Source organism: Pseudoalteromonas apostichopi, assembly GCF_030297135.1.
GTDB classification, from domain to species: Bacteria; Pseudomonadota; Gammaproteobacteria; order Enterobacterales; family Alteromonadaceae; genus Pseudoalteromonas; species Pseudoalteromonas apostichopi.
Genome location: NZ_AP028065.1, coordinates 2,275,049 through 2,289,546 on the forward strand (window position 1 = coordinate 2,275,049; position 14,498 = coordinate 2,289,546).

Here is a 14,498-nt window from a genome sequence, read left to right on the forward strand (position 1 = left end):
TATAGTCTATTCTTTCATTTTGCTGAGTAGTAATAATGTATTGGACTCGAGTTGCCCATGAAGCTTAACGACGCACAGATGTTTATTAACCCTGTTTATCGGTTAATAGAAATTACACCTATCCCCGTTACTGTTTCTTCGCCTAGCGGTAAACTTGAATATGCAAACCCGGCACTAAAACAATTATTAGGTTATGAAGGCGATGAAGTGTACGCAGATGATGTTGTTATAACTCATGCTGATGACAGGGAGTTAAATAAAACTATTCGTGCCAAGCTTAATCAGTTCCCTGAGCAGCCATTACAAATCGAAAAGCGTTACAAGCATAAGCTTGGGCATTCTATTTATTGCCAGCTGAACATTGTCGCTGAGGTAGATAATGACGGTAATGTCGTTCGTTATATTTCACAGATAATTGATTTAACAACGGTCAATAAAGAGGCGGCAGCAGATATTCTACTGACATATTTGGTTGATAAATCAAATGATGCCATGTTTATTGCAGACCCTCAGTTTGGTCAAATTCTTAACTGTAATCAATTAGCTTACAAGTGCTTAGGTTATGAAAAAGAAGAGCTACTAAAACTGACTGTGCCAGATATTAACCCAGACTATGATACGAATAGCAAATGGCTGGATAGGGTAGCGCGAATAAAAGCCCAAGAAACCACTATTTTTGAGTCGTGCTTAAAACATAAAGATGGTCATACTTTTCCAACTGAAGTGAGTGTTTGTTATATCGACCATCAAGGAAAAAGTTATCTTCTCGCGATTGTGCGTGACATTTCAGCTCGAAAAAATAAAGAACAGGCGTTGATTGAGCTTGCTAACCTTGACCCGCTTACCCAATTACCGAACCGTCGTTATCTAGAGCAATTATTGAATGATGTATTTAGTGAAAATGGTGATGTGTCTGAGGGAATGGGCTTTATTTATATCGATTTAGATGAGTTTAAACAAATCAACGATCAATATGGTCATGCAATAGGTGATGAAGTTTTAGTATGGGTTGCAAAGCAACTTCAAGCCGCCGTTAGAAGTACTGACTATGTAGTAAGAATGGGAGGCGATGAGTTTTTAGTGACTATATCAGGCGTAACTAATACGACGATTTTGAATCGCTTAGCTCATAAAATTGCGGCTCAGTTTACAAAACCATTTAGTTCTAAAGGTATATCAATTGAGGTTACAGCGAGTATAGGTGTGACAGCGCATTTTCTAGGAGATGGTGTGTACGCAGCGAACCAGTTAATTGAAGAAGCCGATGCGGCTATGTACCAAGCTAAAAAGCAACCTGGAACAACCATTATTCACTTTAGCTAATCGTTTTAAAGCCTTAAGTTACTTTGAAACTTGAAACTTGAAACTTGAAACTTGAAACTTGAAACTTGAAACTTGAAACTTGAAACTTTTCCCGTCTAAGCAGCCACTTCAACACAATTACGGCCGTTACTTTTCGCTTTATACAATGCTTTGTCGGCAACGGTGAGGGTTTCTTTCACGGTTGTTGAAGAGTGAGCTACGCTGTGTATACCAATACTCACGGTAAACTGCACGGTTTGCACTTCATCAATAGTGATGTAGGTTTCTTGCGCCTTTTGGCGAATTCGCTCGGCAACTAGCTTTGCATCAAGTAGGTTACAATTGAGTAGTAACACAAACTCTTCGCCGCCGTAACGGCAGGCTATATCAGCAAGGCCTTGTTCTGAGGTGAGTATGTTGGCAAATGCGATAATAACTTTATCGCCAACATCGTGGCCGTATGTGTCGTTAATGTTTTTGAAGTGGTCGAGATCAGCAATTAGGAGGGTAAACTCTTGCTGATTGGTTGCCATCGCGGCAATCAGTTCTTCACTTTTTCTGTCAAAGTAACGGCGATTATACAGGCCTGTCATAGGGTCTGTATCGACCAAGCGGTTGAGCTCAGTTTGCTGTGCTTTAATTTTTTCGAGGCTCTTAATTCGATAGGAAAGAATAAACGCCATCATTAACGCTTCGAGCAAAATACCTATGCCAACACCGTGGCTATTAATCACGTTTGCGTCGCTGATCCCTTTGTAATAAAGCACCGCCAGCATATTGAAAATAACGAACATAGAGTGGCCGAGCAAAAAGTATTTTGCCAGCGCGTTACCTTTGCGCCACAGCGAAATAGATACTCCAAATGTCACAGTCATCATTAATGCAGCCAAGCTGCTGGCAGGTTTTAATGCACCTACAATATCGAACAAGCTATAAACAAAGTCCGCAACGAGTAAGAACAAAATAATCGAAAGTGCAATATGCTCTTTAGGGTAGAGCTTTTTGGTTTCGAAAATAAGCATTACAAAGATCACTAAAAAGCTTGGCATACTTAGCAAGTTAGAATTGAGTTGTAATAGTTCGGCACTAAAAATACCGAAAAAGTTAGCGGCAACACCATAAGATAGCGCCACCCAAACTGTGCCAGAAATAAGGTAAAGGGCGTAAACGATGTTCTCGATTTTACGTGCCGATAAATACAAGAAAAAGTTATAAATCATCAGTGCTAACATCATCCCAACAAGTAGAGCAATATAATTACCATTCCCTACAAGAGCACGTTTTGAGTGCTCTTCATCAAAAATAGCGAGTGCAAACCATTGATGAGAAAAGGTCACGCTTTTTATGTAAATTGTTTTTTGCTGATTGGGTGCAATATAAAACGAAAATACGGCACTACCACCAAACATGTTGGTTTTAGGCCCTGCTTTATCAAGCTGAATGACCGATTGGTTTATCAGTTGCCCTGCTTGCGTTTCGTAAAAGCTCACTTCTTCTAAGTGATAGGCATCTGGGTTATGTACAAATAAGCGCAGGGTGTCGCTGTAGGTATTTTTTATAACTATTTTTGACCATGTTGTTTTGGCATTCGTGCCTAAAGTGAGCTTGTTTTGACTGTTTATAAAACTTTGCAGCTGAACTTGTGAAAGAGGCATAGTGCCAGAGCCATCAATAAAATAGCTCATATCAAATTGGGTGAGGTCAATGCTACGTTGGTTAATATTAACAATAGGGGAGTTATCGGCGCGGCTTTGATTAGCCAAAGTTAGGCATATTGAGTAGATAACAAAAAGCAGTATAAAGCGCGTAATCATCCCTGGTGCCTGTATCCAAATAAAAATAGTAATAAAGTTTTATTTTTAACGTAAACTGCTGGCTTGTCGAGTAAATTATTAACGAAAAATAAAAAAGCCGCTAACTTAGCGGCTTTGTTGGTTGCGAAAATATATTAACGTAGGTCGAAACGATCTAGCGTCATTACTTTAGTCCACGCTGCTACGAAATCATCAACGAACTTTTGTTTAGCATCGTCAGATGCATACACTTCAGCAATTGAACGAAGCTCTGAGTTGGAGCCAAAGATCAAGTCTACTGGTGTTGCTGTCCACTTAAGTTTGCCTGACTTACGGTCACGGCCTTCGTAAACACCTTCTTCAGAAGATTTAGACCACTTCGTTGACATATCGAGTAGGTTAACGAAGAAATCGTTACTTAATGTGCCTGGTTTTTTCGTGAATACACCGTGTTTAGTTTGGTCAGTATTCGCGTTAAGGGCACGCATACCACCTAGTAGTGCAGTCATTTCTGGTACTGATAAGCTTAGTAAATCAGCTCGTTCAACTAACATTTCAGCCGGTGATTTCCATGCTGAGCTGTAGTAGTTACGGAACGCATCTGCTGTTGGCTCAAGTACTTCGAATGATTCAACGTCAGTCATTTCTAATGACGCGTCCATACGGCCTGGCTTGAATGGTACTGCGATAGAGAAACCCGCGTCGCCTGCTGCTTTTTCGATTGCAGCCGCACCACCAAGAACAATCATATCTGCTAGTGAAATTTCTTTACCGCCAGATGCGTTTTTGTTGAACTTAGTTTGGATTTTCTCAAGTTTGCTAAGTACTTTAGCCACTTCTTTCGGGTTGTTTACCGGCCAATCTTTTTGCGGAGCAAAACGAATACGTGCACCGTTTGCACCACCACGCATATCTGTGTCGCGGTAGCTTGCTGCTGATGCCCAAGCAACACGGACTAGTTCAGATACAGATAAACCTGAATCTAAGATGCTAGCTTTAAGTGACGCGATATCTTTGCTGTCTACTAGTTTGTGATCAACCGCAGGGATGTAGTCTTGCCAAATTAATACTTCTTCTGGCACTAAGTCACCTAAGTAACGAGCTCGTGGGCCCATGTCACGGTGGTTTAGTTTGAACCACGCTTTAGCAAATGCGAGTTCGAACTCTTTCGGGTCGTTTAAGAAACGTTCTGAGATCTTACGGAACTCAGGGTCAGCTTTTAACGCGATATCGGTTGTGAACATGATAGGTGCATGACGCTTACCTTTGATGTGTGCATCTGGCACAAGATTAGATGCTTGACCCTTTTCAGGGATCCACTGAGTTGCACCTGCTGGGCTCTTGGTTTTAACCCATTCAAAGCTGAACAAGTTTTGAAGGTAGTTAATTGACCAACGTGTTGGTGTCACAGTCCATGCACCTTCAAGACCTGAAGTGATGGTATCTTCTGAATGGCCTTTACCACATTTATTTTTCCAACCTAAGCCTTGTTCTTCGATACCCGCTGCTGCAGGTTCTTTGTCTAAACAGGTCGCTTTTTTGGCACCGTGAGCTTTACCAAAGCTGTGACCACCGGCGATTAGGGCAACGATTTCTTCATCGTTCATTGCCATGCGGCCGAAAGATAAACGAATATCTTCTGCTGCAAGAAGTGGATCAGGATTACCGTGCGGGCCTTCAGGGTTTACATAGATTAAGCCCATCTCAACTGCCGCTAGTGGACCTTTTAGTTTGCCTTTTTTGTCACGACGTTCGTCAGTTAACATTTTGCCTTCAGGGCCCCAGTATACGTAGTCTGGTTCCCAATCGTCTTCACGACCACCGGCATAACCGAAAGTTTTGAAGCCCATTGATTCAAGTGCAACGTTACCCGTTAGTGCCATTAAGTCAGCCCAAGAAATACTGCGGCCATATTTCTGCTTTATTGGCCAAAGTAAACGACGCGCTTTATCAAGGTTTGCGTTATCTGGCCAGCTGTTTAGTGGGTCGAAACGTTGTTGACCACCGCCAGCACCACCACGGCCATCGAATGTACGGTAAGTGCCTGATGCGTGCCACGCCATGCGGATGAAGAATGGACCGTAGTGGCCGTAATCAGCAGGCCACCAGTCTTGAGAGTCAGTCAGTACCTTCTCAATGTCGGCTTTTACCGCATTTAGATCTAATTTTAAGAATTCTTTTTTGTAATTAAAGTATGGACCCATAGGATCAGACTCTGCGCCATGAGCACGAAGTTGGCTAAGGTCTAATTGCTCTGGCCACCAGAATTGGTTTGATTTTATTTCGTTCGTAGCTTGTACGCCTGTTGCCACCAACAGTGATACTGCAACAGCGACTTTAGAGAAAGCTGAAGTTGATTTTTTTAACATTGTGTTGTCTCCAGTTAGAAGTTGGGTGAAATATAGAGTTGTTCTGATTAACTTTCCACTTACAAACTGGGGTTTAAATCGATTGATAAAATCGATAAAATAGATGGTGTGATTGATTTTTTCGAACAAAGCCAGCAATAATGCTGGCTCTAGGGGAGGGGGACATTAAGCTGAAATTCAGCTTATTGTTTATTCTTCAATAAAAGGGACGCCGTTTTTGATCCACTCAGCAGCAGGTTTACCTTTTAAGTAATGATCAAAATATTCCATCATGCGCACCGAAAAATCCACTTGGTTAGGGAATTTCTTCAAGTGGTGTGGTTCACCTTCGTATTGTAAGAAGGTTGCATCTTTACCGGCACGGCGAAGAGCTAAGTAGTATTGAACCCCTTCGTGCCATGGCACTGCATCATCTTTGTCACCAAACATAATCAGAATTGGGGTATTCACTTTATCGGCAAAGAACACCGGTGAGTTTTCGATATATAGCTCTGGCGCTTCGAATAAAGTTTTGCCTATACGGCTTTGCCCTGTTTCGTATTGAAACTGACGGGCAAGACCTGATTTTAAGCGAATACCGCTGTAAGCACTGGTCATATTAGATACTGGCGCACCTGATACAACGGCCTTGAACATGTCTGTTTGAGTGATCATAAAGGCGCTTTGGTAGCCTGCCCAAGAGTGACCTTGTAAACCAATTTTATCTGGATCAGCAATGCCTAAATCAATTAACTTTTGAGTTGCGTTGATCATAGTTTGCGTTGATGATTTACCAGGATGACCAATCTCAAAACGGATATCAGGTAAGAAAATCGCATAGCCATTTGAGGTAAACATCGGGAAGTTAGGGCGATGATTTAACTCCATTTTCGGGAAGTCATACATGCGTTGGCTCATATAGCGGTAGAAGTACACAACTACAGGAACCTTATCGCCTTTTTTATAGCCTGCAGGCTTAATTAATACGCCTTGTAAATCTTCACCATCAAACCCTTTGTAGCTAATAAGCTCAGGTTTTTCACCCCATGCAAAGTTGCTAATTTGCGGGTTTAGGTTAGTAACACGTTGTGGCTTTTTGAAGCTAAAATCAGTTTGGTAGTAATCAGGGAATTGCTGGTATGTTTGTGCAGTAAATAGGTATTTGTCGGCATTTTTAGCCTTTTTCACTACGTCATAGCGCTTTTTACCCGAAAGTACTTTGCTGACTTTATTGCTCGATAAGTCAAGTTTGGCAATCTCTGTTTGCTTATCTTGCACGTTGGTTGCGCTTAGCAATAATGTTTCATCTTTGGCAAAACCAACTTGGTCTTTATCAAGTTTAATAACACGATATTGGGTGTTAGTTTCTTTACCTTGAGTTAAGCGCGTTGCCTTTTGTGATGCGACATCAAAAGCCCAAATATCAAATTTGCTGTAAACCAATACTTGGCTGCTGTCATTCAACCAGCCCGCAAAACCATAACCCGGCTGAGGTGATGGGTAGTCATGTTTATCATCAGCAAAAACAGCGTTAATTGCTTTAGATAAGGTCGAAACCTTGTTGCTACCTAAATCTTTTAGCTGAACTTGGCTATCTTGGAAAAATGCTGCAAATTGACCATTTGGCGCAAGGCTTGGTCTAAATGGATAGTCGCTGACGATAGCTGTTTGTTTACCGGTTTTAACATCAACACTGAAGTAATCTGCATAAAAACCACCATACATAACGCGCTCTAAGTAAGGTCGGTCTGAATAGCCTAATAGTGCTTCGCGATTAGTGTTAAGCGAAACTTCTGGCATGTTTGGTGTGCTTAGCTGCACAACGTGCTGACCATTTATATGATACACAGCTTGGTAGTGACGAAGCTTATTCGCTTTGTTCCATTGCTGCTCTTCGCGAGGCTTAATTTCAGCGTCTTTATTGTGCCAAACGTTTAGGCCCTTCTGGTCGCGTATGGTATCGAAATCATATAAAGAGGCTTCATCTTTGTATTCTTTCAAGACAGATTTAGCGGCGAGTTTAGGGAGGTTTTCATAGTATAAACGAGCACCATCTTCAGACCATTTTAATGATGCTGTTTTGCCGATAGTCCAGCTGCTATCTGCTGAGTTAATGGTTGAAAGAGCCCCGTTTTGTAAAAGCTGTAAGCTGTGATCGCGACGTCTTGTATCATCATTAACATAATTACCAATTAATAGTGCTGCGGTATTGCTGTTTGGTTGCCATGCAATTTTATTTGCAACAACACCAGGCTCATCAATCAACACGTTAGTTGCAAAGTCATTATTAAGATCAACTAATACAACTTGGTTGTCGGCACCATCACTGTAGCTTTGGCTTGCTAATAATTGCTCGCCTGTACTGCTAATCGCATAGCTAAATACATTATTTACAGTGTGAGTGGTTTTGTCTTGAAGATTAACAAGCACTAAATCAAAGCTTTTATCTTTTTTATCTGGCTTGATTTCGCTGCTGTTTTCGTCTTTTTCTTCGCCGTCTTTTTTATCTGCTTTTTCTGCTTTCTTATCTAGTCGATAGGCAAGCCATATACCATCATCCGATAACGCATAGTCTTTTACATCGTTAAAAGTCTGTTGCTCGCCATTTTTAGTATTTACTAAAACAAGGTTATTTTTCAGCTGGTCTTTTTTCTTGGTGGTTTCTTTTTCAAGTAGGGTAGGTACCTGAGTAAAAGCCACCCAGTTTGCCGCTTTATTAATAGTAGGGCGAGTACCGCGCTCAACGCTGGTAAGTAGGTGGTTATTGTTTAACGTATAAACCTGACCTTCAGCATTACCGCGATAAGGGTCTGCACTAAAGCTAAGAATTTGGCCGTCTTCAGAAAGTTGGGTGCCTTTTGCGTATTTAAAATCAAACACGTCTTTAAATTGCAGAGCCTCTTTCGCACTAACATGTGCACTACCAAGGCTTGTCACCAAGGCTAAGCTCAAAAGTGATAATTGCGCTTTCATTAGTCTTTCTCGTTGTTTTTAAAATTTACGCACCCAGTGTAGCGTTTTTAATAAACAATTCGAGTAGATACGATAAGTGGCGTGTTTGGGGAGGTGAGCTGATGCTGTAAGCTTTAAGCTATCAGCCATAAGCTAAAAAAAGTTGTCGGTAGGTTTTGTTAAAAGGGTAGCAGCGGGTTTATCCCGCGTAATTTTAATTTCACCGCTGCGCGATATGAGATCGCGCCTACGGCTAATTTCCTACAACCAAATCTTCTGTAGTTCTGGCCATTGTTTTTCAAATTGTGCACTTGGTTTTGCTTTAAAGTCGCTGCGCACGAATTGGTTCATCTTACCTTCAACATAGGCGAGTAAGAAATTGGCTAGGGTGCTTTCGTCTGATTGGAATGCTTTGCCTTCGCGAAGTTTGCGCTCGCGTAGCACTTGCTTGAATTGAGTTTCTAGCTTCTCGAATAAGCCTTGTACTCGTTCACGTAAACGCTCTTGTTCACCTTGTAAGGCATCACCGGTCAAAATACGGGTAATGCCTGGGTTTTTCTCTGCAAAGGCTAACAATAACAGCAAAATATTGTAGACTCGAGTTTGGCTTTCTTTCTCATTTTCTAAAATGAGATTAATGCGTGATAACAGAGTATCTTCAATAAACTCGATTAGGCCCTCAAACATCCGTGCTTTACTCGGGAAATGACGATATAACGCAGCTTCAGACACACCTACCTCCGCCGCTAGTTTTGCGGTTGTGATACGTTGACCTGGGCTGGTTTCTAACATTTGTGCGAGTGCTTGCAGAATCTGCTCTTTGCGATTACTTCTTTTTGTCGCAGGCATGACCATTCCTTTCTTATAATTTATTACTTGCGCTGTTGGGAGTCAGACAAGCCATTTTTTGTGCAAATGAGTGGCTTATGTTAATGTTTTATTCAGTTTCTTTCCAGCATTTTTACAAACGCTTGGCAAGCTCAGTCATTACGCTCATGGCCAAATCTTTTTTACTTCCCATTGCTAAATCTAGTTGCTCATTGTGCCAGAACAGTGTTAAAGCATTATGATCAGAATTAAAGCCAAGGCCTTCTTTTGATACGTCATTTGCGCAGATCATATCGAGGTTTTTATTCTTTAATTTACCTTGTGCGTAACTGGCAACATCTTGGGTTTCGGCAGCAAAACCAACTGTATAAGGACGGTTTTCGTTCAGCGCGGCGACGTTAGCTATGACATCTGGGTTTTTAACTAAGGTAAGGGTTAGTTCATCACCTTGCTTTTTCATTTTTTGCTCATGAATCGCTGCTGCACGGTAATCTGCCACCGCTGCACAGCCGATAAAGGCATCCGATTGCGCGGCTAGCTCCATCGAGGCGGTGAGTAATTGCTCAGCACTTTCTATATTAGTAAGCAGGGCATTAGCAGGTGCTTTAATTGTCACTGGGCCTGAAATCAGGTTTACCTTTGCACCTAACGCAAGTGCAGCTTCAGCAAGGGCATAACCCATTTTGCCAGAGCTGTGATTAGAAATATAACGAACTGGGTCGAGGGCTTCTCGGGTTGGTCCTGCTGTGATCGTGATGGTTTTGCCTGCAAGTAAAGGCTCAACCTCAGGTTGTGTACACAGCGCGACTAACTCATGAGGCTCTAACATACGTCCTGCGCCTACATCACCACAGGCTTGCTCACCTTTACCTGGGCCCCAAATAGCAACGCCGCGTTCACTAAGTGTGGCAATATTTGCTTGTGTAGCTGGGTGGGCGTACATCTGTTGGTTCATGGCAGGTGCAACCGCGACTTTTGCAGGGGTGGCTAGTAGTAGGGTTGTCAGTAAGTCATCTGCAATACCCATCGCCATTTTCGCTAAAATATTGCTGGTTGCAGGGGCGACTAAAATAAGGTCTGCCCATTTGGCAAACTCAATATGACCCATTGCGGCTTCTGCTGCAGGGTCGAGTAATGAATCAGAAACAATCTCACCGCTTACCGCTTGCATAGTTAAAGGAGTAATAAAGTGTTTTGCTGAGTCGGTCATGACGACTTTTACTTCACAGCCTTTATCTTTTAAACGGCGAACAAGCTCTGCGCATTTATAGGCTGCAATACCACCACTCATACCTAGCAGGATTTTTTTATTTACTGATTTTGTCATTACGTGAAATTTAACCTTTGTCGATATGGGCTAACGATAGCAAATCTTTACCGATAGCATGAAGTTTTCTTTTTTCTTACAGGAAAAAACGCGATTTTATAGTACAGTTTATTAAATGGAATAGTTGTTTTAAGGATGAAGCAATGCCGTTAACCGATCTACCTTTATCAGCAAGGCCGCGGGAGAAGTTACTCGCCCAAGGCGCAAAAGCACTCTCAGACGCTGAGCTATTAGCGATATTTTTACGTACCGGCGTGCCGGGTATGAATGCCATTGAGTTGGCCGAGCACCTACTAGATATAAATAGCACCCTGCACAATTTATTTAATGCCACTGAACAAGAGTTTTGTTCACAAAGGGGGTTAGGAGCCGTTAAATATGTGCAGCTCCAAGCTGTGCTTGAGTTGAGCCGGCGCTATATGCTTGAGCAATGTAAACGCGAGGCACTATTTAATTCGCCACAGGCTGTGTATAACTATTTAACTATTCAGTTGCGTGGCTTACAGCAAGAAGTATTTATGGTGCTGTACTTGGACAGTCAAAACCAATTGATAAAAGACGAAGTGCTTTTTTATGGCACTATTAATGCGGCTTCCGTCTATCCTCGTGAAGTTGTTAAAGCTGCACTACGTAATAATGCGGCGGCACTGATTCTTGCCCATAACCATCCAAGTGGGGTAGCAGAGCCAAGTCAGGCCGATAAATTGATCACTACAAAATTACAACAAGCTTTAGCCTTAATAGATATAAATGTACTGGATCACATCATAGTGGGTGGTGAAAATTGTGTATCGTTTGCCGAAAGGGGATTAATTTAAGCGGAGCTAAGGCAGGAGTGTGTTAAAAATGAGCAGTTTAGGGCGATTTTAGAAATTAGTTTAATTTAAATGCAGTTTTTACTTTCCCTAAGGGCATTCGATCATTATAATTAGCCGCTATCAAATTTACACATGAGCTGATTGGATAAGATCTGTTACTTGATCTTTGCCTGTATAAGCTGTATAAAGAGCGCCCTTCGATTTATCCCGGGGCACAAATACTGGCCTAAGGGAAAATTAAGCTCGAGCGAAGTTATTGGAGATATATAGACATGTCTAAAGTATGTCAAGTTACAGGTAAGCGTCCAGCGGTTGGTAACCACCGTTCACACGCGAGAAACGCGACTAAACGTCGTTTCCTACCTAACCTACAAACTCACCGTTTTTGGGTTGAAAGTGAAAAACGTTTTGTAACACTACGCACTACTACTAAAGGTATGCGTATTATCGATAAAAAAGGCATCGACGCGGTTCTTACAGAAATCCGTGCTCGTGGCGAAAAAGTTTAAGGAACTGAATCATGCGCGATAAGATCCGTTTAGTTTCAACTGCTGGTACTGGTTTTTTCTACACTACCGACAAGAACAAGCGTAACATGCCTGAAAAAATGGAAATCAAAAAATACGATCCTAAAGCTCGTAAACACGTGATTTTCAAAGAAGCTAAAATCAAGTAATTTTAGTTTTCAGAATCTCAAAAACCCAGCCTCGGCTGGGTTTTTTGTTTTTCAGCTTAGATTTGCAGTTTAGAAAATAGCAATCAGCACAAGAATCTTATTTGCTCTGCTGTTTTATCTTGCTTAATTATCAATCTAAGCGTAAAATGCGCGCTCATTTCGGCTTATTAAATTTAATTCCTTGCCTTAAACCGACTGGCCGAAACGGTAGAAGGCTCTATTAACCGTAAGGAATATCCATGCGTCATTACGAAATCGTATTCATGGTTCACCCTGATCAGAGTGAGCAAGTACCTGGTATGATCGAACGTTATACTGGTTCTATCACTGAAGCTGGTGGTACTATCCACCGTCTTGAAGACTGGGGCCGTCGTCAATTGGCTTACCCAATCGACAAGCTTCACAAAGCTCATTATGTTCTTATGAACGTTGAAGCACCTACTGAAGTAATCAGCGAGCTAGAAACTACTTTCCGCTACAACGATGCAGTGCTTCGTAACTTAGTTATGCGTACTAAAGACGCTGTAACTGAAGCATCTCCTCTTGCGAAAGAAGAGAAGAAAGAAGCACCAGCTGCTTAATCGTTTTGAGTTCAAGCATGGCGCTTGCAGTTGAGACAAAAAGATGAGCCAACCGGTTAATCCTTATATGAATCAGCTGACATTATCTGGGGTTGTTTGTAAAACACCTAAATATAGTCAAAGCCCTGCTGGTATACCGCATTGTATTTTTGTTCTTGAACATAAATCGATGCAAGTTGAAGCAGACCTTAACCGTAATAGTTATGTCAGACTTCAAGTTGTTGCCAGCGGCACGCCAATGCAACAACAAACTCAACAATTGCACGTTGGGCAACAAGTGCAAGTGACGGGGTTTTTAAACCGTCACGAAGGACGAAACGGCTTAAGCCAGTTAGTCTTGCATGCTCAACATATAGAAAGAATTTTTTGAGGAATTTTACTCATGGCACGTTATTTCAGACGTCGTAAGTTCTGCCGCTTTAAAGCGGAAGGCGTACAACAAATCGATTATAAAGATCTAGCTACTCTTAGAAACTATGTTACAGAAAGTGGCAAAATCGTACCTAGCCGTATCACAGGTACTAGCGCTAAATACCAGCGTCAGCTAGCAACTGCTATCAAGCGTGCTCGCTACTTAGCCCTTCTTCCATACACTGACTTACATAAGTAAGCAGCGGATTAACAGTTTTTAAAAGGTGTAGAGACATGCAAGTTATTCTACTAGACAAGATCGCAAACCTAGGTGGCCTAGGTGACCAGGTTGTAGTTAAATCTGGCTTCGCACGTAACTTCCTTTTCCCACAAGGTAAGGCAGTTCCTGCAACTAAAGCTAACATCGAAACTTTCGAAGCACGTCGTGCTGATTTAGAAGCTAAGATCGCTGAAGATCTAGCTGCTGCTCAAGCTCGCGCTGACAAGTTAGAAGCATTAGCTGAAGTTACACTAGTTTCTAAAGCTGGTGACGAAGGCAAGTTATTCGGTTCTATCGGTACTCGCGACATCGCTGAAGCTATTTCAGCTGTTGGCGTTGAAGTTGCTAAATCAGAAGTTCGTTTACCTCTAGGTACTATCCGTGAGACTGGCGAATTTGACGTAGCAATCGCAGTACACTCAGACGTATCGGCTACTATCAAAGTAATCGTTATCGCTGAAGCTTAATAGCAATATTAAGTAGAAAAAGCCGCGCTTTATGTGCGGCTTTTTTGTGCCTGAAATTTTTTTATAAACAACGTTATTCATTCGCCTAAACACTATTAATTTCAGCGTGTTGTACCTCCATTAATCATCAGTATAGATACTAATAGTATTAGTTTTTTATGTTTTAAACACACAAGTACTAACCCTATAATCTTACCTATTTTGCAAACTAACGTTCTTTTTTCTTAATTTTATTAATCTTATTAGTATAATCGGATGAGTAAAAGTAAATTGGTTAAAATTGACACTGACAACGCTGTCAATTATATTGTGCTGGTTAAAAAGTAGTAAGGAGTTGAAGTTGAGAAGTTCATTATTACCATATGGAAAGGGTAAACAAACTGGCTTTACATTAGTAGAAATTCTTATTGTTATCGCTATTTTGGGCATTCTGTATAGCGTAGCACTGCCTGCTTACACTGAGCATATGCAACGTAGTCGCCGCGCAGATATTCAACAAGAGTTATTGCAATACAGTGCCAGTCTTGAGCGTATTTATTCACGAAATGGCGGCTACCCCAATGCATTTTCAATCCAAAATACTGATTACTACACCTTTACCTATACAGCAACTGACAAAGTATCAGGTGCTGTAAGCGACTTTAAAAATCGTGGCTACAGTTTAAAAGCCTCTCCTAAATCGGGTTCGGCGCAAGCAAGTGATCGCTGTGGTGACTTAACCATTAAACATGATGGTAGTTACAACGCTTCATTTAGTGATTGCTGGGAGTAACAA

Annotated in this window: 14 protein-coding genes; 9 read left to right on the forward strand and 5 right to left on the reverse strand. The window is 41.6% G+C overall.

The features are described from left to right. Positions 1 to 57: 57 nt before the first annotated feature. Positions 58 to 1,323, forward strand: a complete 1,266-nt coding sequence (locus QUE86_RS10230; protein WP_286257010.1) for a sensor domain-containing protein — start codon at positions 58 to 60, stop codon at positions 1,321 to 1,323. A gap of 95 nt (positions 1,324 to 1,418) precedes the next feature. Here the strand turns inward: QUE86_RS10230 and QUE86_RS10235 are convergent, their stop codons facing one another. The 5 genes from QUE86_RS10235 to coaBC all read right to left on the reverse strand — a co-directional run bounded on the left by QUE86_RS10235 (position 1,419) and on the right by coaBC (position 10,550). Next, a complete protein-coding gene (locus tag QUE86_RS10235) occupies positions 1,419 to 3,116 on the reverse strand; it encodes a sensor domain-containing diguanylate cyclase (protein WP_130049757.1) in 1,698 nt (565 codons plus the stop codon). 134 nt (positions 3,117 to 3,250) lie between these two features. Further along, positions 3,251 to 5,464, reverse strand: a complete 2,214-nt coding sequence (gene katG, locus QUE86_RS10240) for a catalase/peroxidase HPI (protein ID WP_286257012.1) — start codon at positions 5,462 to 5,464, stop codon at positions 3,251 to 3,253. Positions 5,465 to 5,653: 189 nt separating this feature from the next. After that, entirely contained in the window at positions 5,654 to 8,416 is a 2,763-nt protein-coding gene (locus tag QUE86_RS10245; protein WP_286257015.1) for a S9 family peptidase, read from the reverse strand. Between the two features lie 240 nt (positions 8,417 to 8,656). Beyond that, positions 8,657 to 9,244 carry a nucleoid occlusion factor SlmA gene (slmA, locus tag QUE86_RS10250; protein ID WP_054554189.1) on the reverse strand — a complete coding sequence of 196 codons (588 nt, stop codon included), beginning with the start codon at positions 9,242 to 9,244 and terminating at the stop codon, positions 8,657 to 8,659. A 112-nt stretch (positions 9,245 to 9,356) separates the two neighbouring features. Then, a complete protein-coding gene (coaBC, locus tag QUE86_RS10255) occupies positions 9,357 to 10,550 on the reverse strand; it encodes a bifunctional phosphopantothenoylcysteine decarboxylase/phosphopantothenate--cysteine ligase CoaBC (protein ID WP_130049754.1) in 1,194 nt (397 codons plus the stop codon). Positions 10,551 to 10,693: 143 nt separating this feature from the next. Between coaBC and radC the strand changes: the two genes are divergently transcribed. The 8 genes from radC (at position 10,694) to QUE86_RS10295 (ending at position 14,495) form a co-directional block, all read left to right on the forward strand. Further along, positions 10,694 to 11,368, forward strand: coding sequence for a RadC family protein (gene radC, locus QUE86_RS10260; RefSeq protein ID WP_286257018.1), 675 nt, complete (start codon positions 10,694 to 10,696; stop codon positions 11,366 to 11,368). A 272-nt stretch (positions 11,369 to 11,640) separates the two neighbouring features. Next, on the forward strand, positions 11,641 to 11,877 hold the full coding sequence (gene rpmB / locus QUE86_RS10265; protein WP_036973115.1) for a 50S ribosomal protein L28: 237 nt from the start codon (positions 11,641 to 11,643) through the stop codon (positions 11,875 to 11,877). 11 nt (positions 11,878 to 11,888) lie between these two features. Then, positions 11,889 to 12,044, forward strand: coding sequence for a 50S ribosomal protein L33 (rpmG, locus tag QUE86_RS10270; RefSeq protein ID WP_022946036.1), 156 nt, complete (start codon positions 11,889 to 11,891; stop codon positions 12,042 to 12,044). Between the two features lie 239 nt (positions 12,045 to 12,283). Then, a complete protein-coding gene (rpsF, locus tag QUE86_RS10275) occupies positions 12,284 to 12,625 on the forward strand; it encodes a 30S ribosomal protein S6 (protein WP_036973113.1) in 342 nt (113 codons plus the stop codon). A 67-nt stretch (positions 12,626 to 12,692) separates the two neighbouring features. After that, the gene (gene priB, locus QUE86_RS10280) at positions 12,693 to 12,995 is read left to right on the forward strand and encodes a primosomal replication protein N (protein ID WP_036973732.1); all 303 of its coding nucleotides are present in this window, start codon (positions 12,693 to 12,695) and stop codon (positions 12,993 to 12,995) included. 12 nt (positions 12,996 to 13,007) lie between these two features. Beyond that, complete coding sequence (rpsR, locus tag QUE86_RS10285) at positions 13,008 to 13,235, forward strand: 30S ribosomal protein S18 (RefSeq protein ID WP_002962753.1); 228 nt, start codon at positions 13,008 to 13,010, stop codon at positions 13,233 to 13,235. 35 nt (positions 13,236 to 13,270) lie between these two features. After that, complete coding sequence (gene rplI / locus QUE86_RS10290) at positions 13,271 to 13,723, forward strand: 50S ribosomal protein L9 (RefSeq protein WP_054554192.1); 453 nt, start codon at positions 13,271 to 13,273, stop codon at positions 13,721 to 13,723. Positions 13,724 to 14,063: 340 nt separating this feature from the next. After that, positions 14,064 to 14,495, forward strand: a complete 432-nt coding sequence (locus tag QUE86_RS10295) for a type IV pilin protein (protein WP_286257026.1) — start codon at positions 14,064 to 14,066, stop codon at positions 14,493 to 14,495. Positions 14,496 to 14,498: the final 3 nt, after the last annotated feature.

What these genes read in the sequence shown, in the direction of transcription:
- rplI (WP_054554192.1), top strand. Translation starts at nt 13,271, where the DNA reads ATGCAAGTTATTCTACTAGACAAGATCGCAAACCTAGGTGGCCTAGGT.
- katG (WP_286257012.1), bottom strand. Translation starts at nt 5,464, where the DNA reads ATGTTAAAAAAATCAACTTCAGCTTTCTCTAAAGTCGCTGTTGCAGTA.
- priB (WP_036973732.1), top strand. Translation starts at nt 12,693, where the DNA reads ATGAATCAGCTGACATTATCTGGGGTTGTTTGTAAAACACCTAAATAT.
- QUE86_RS10230 (WP_286257010.1), top strand. Translation starts at nt 58, where the DNA reads ATGAAGCTTAACGACGCACAGATGTTTATTAACCCTGTTTATCGGTTA.
- slmA (WP_054554189.1), bottom strand. Translation starts at nt 9,244, where the DNA reads ATGCCTGCGACAAAAAGAAGTAATCGCAAAGAGCAGATTCTGCAAGCA.
- radC (WP_286257018.1), top strand. Translation starts at nt 10,694, where the DNA reads ATGCCGTTAACCGATCTACCTTTATCAGCAAGGCCGCGGGAGAAGTTA.
- rpsR (WP_002962753.1), top strand. Translation starts at nt 13,008, where the DNA reads ATGGCACGTTATTTCAGACGTCGTAAGTTCTGCCGCTTTAAAGCGGAA.
- rpmB (WP_036973115.1), top strand. Translation starts at nt 11,641, where the DNA reads ATGTCTAAAGTATGTCAAGTTACAGGTAAGCGTCCAGCGGTTGGTAAC.
- coaBC (WP_130049754.1), bottom strand. Translation starts at nt 10,550, where the DNA reads ATGACAAAATCAGTAAATAAAAAAATCCTGCTAGGTATGAGTGGTGGT.
- rpsF (WP_036973113.1), top strand. Translation starts at nt 12,284, where the DNA reads ATGCGTCATTACGAAATCGTATTCATGGTTCACCCTGATCAGAGTGAG.
- QUE86_RS10245 (WP_286257015.1), bottom strand. Translation starts at nt 8,416, where the DNA reads ATGAAAGCGCAATTATCACTTTTGAGCTTAGCCTTGGTGACAAGCCTT.
- QUE86_RS10235 (WP_130049757.1), bottom strand. Translation starts at nt 3,116, where the DNA reads ATGATTACGCGCTTTATACTGCTTTTTGTTATCTACTCAATATGCCTA.
- rpmG (WP_022946036.1), top strand. Translation starts at nt 11,889, where the DNA reads ATGCGCGATAAGATCCGTTTAGTTTCAACTGCTGGTACTGGTTTTTTC.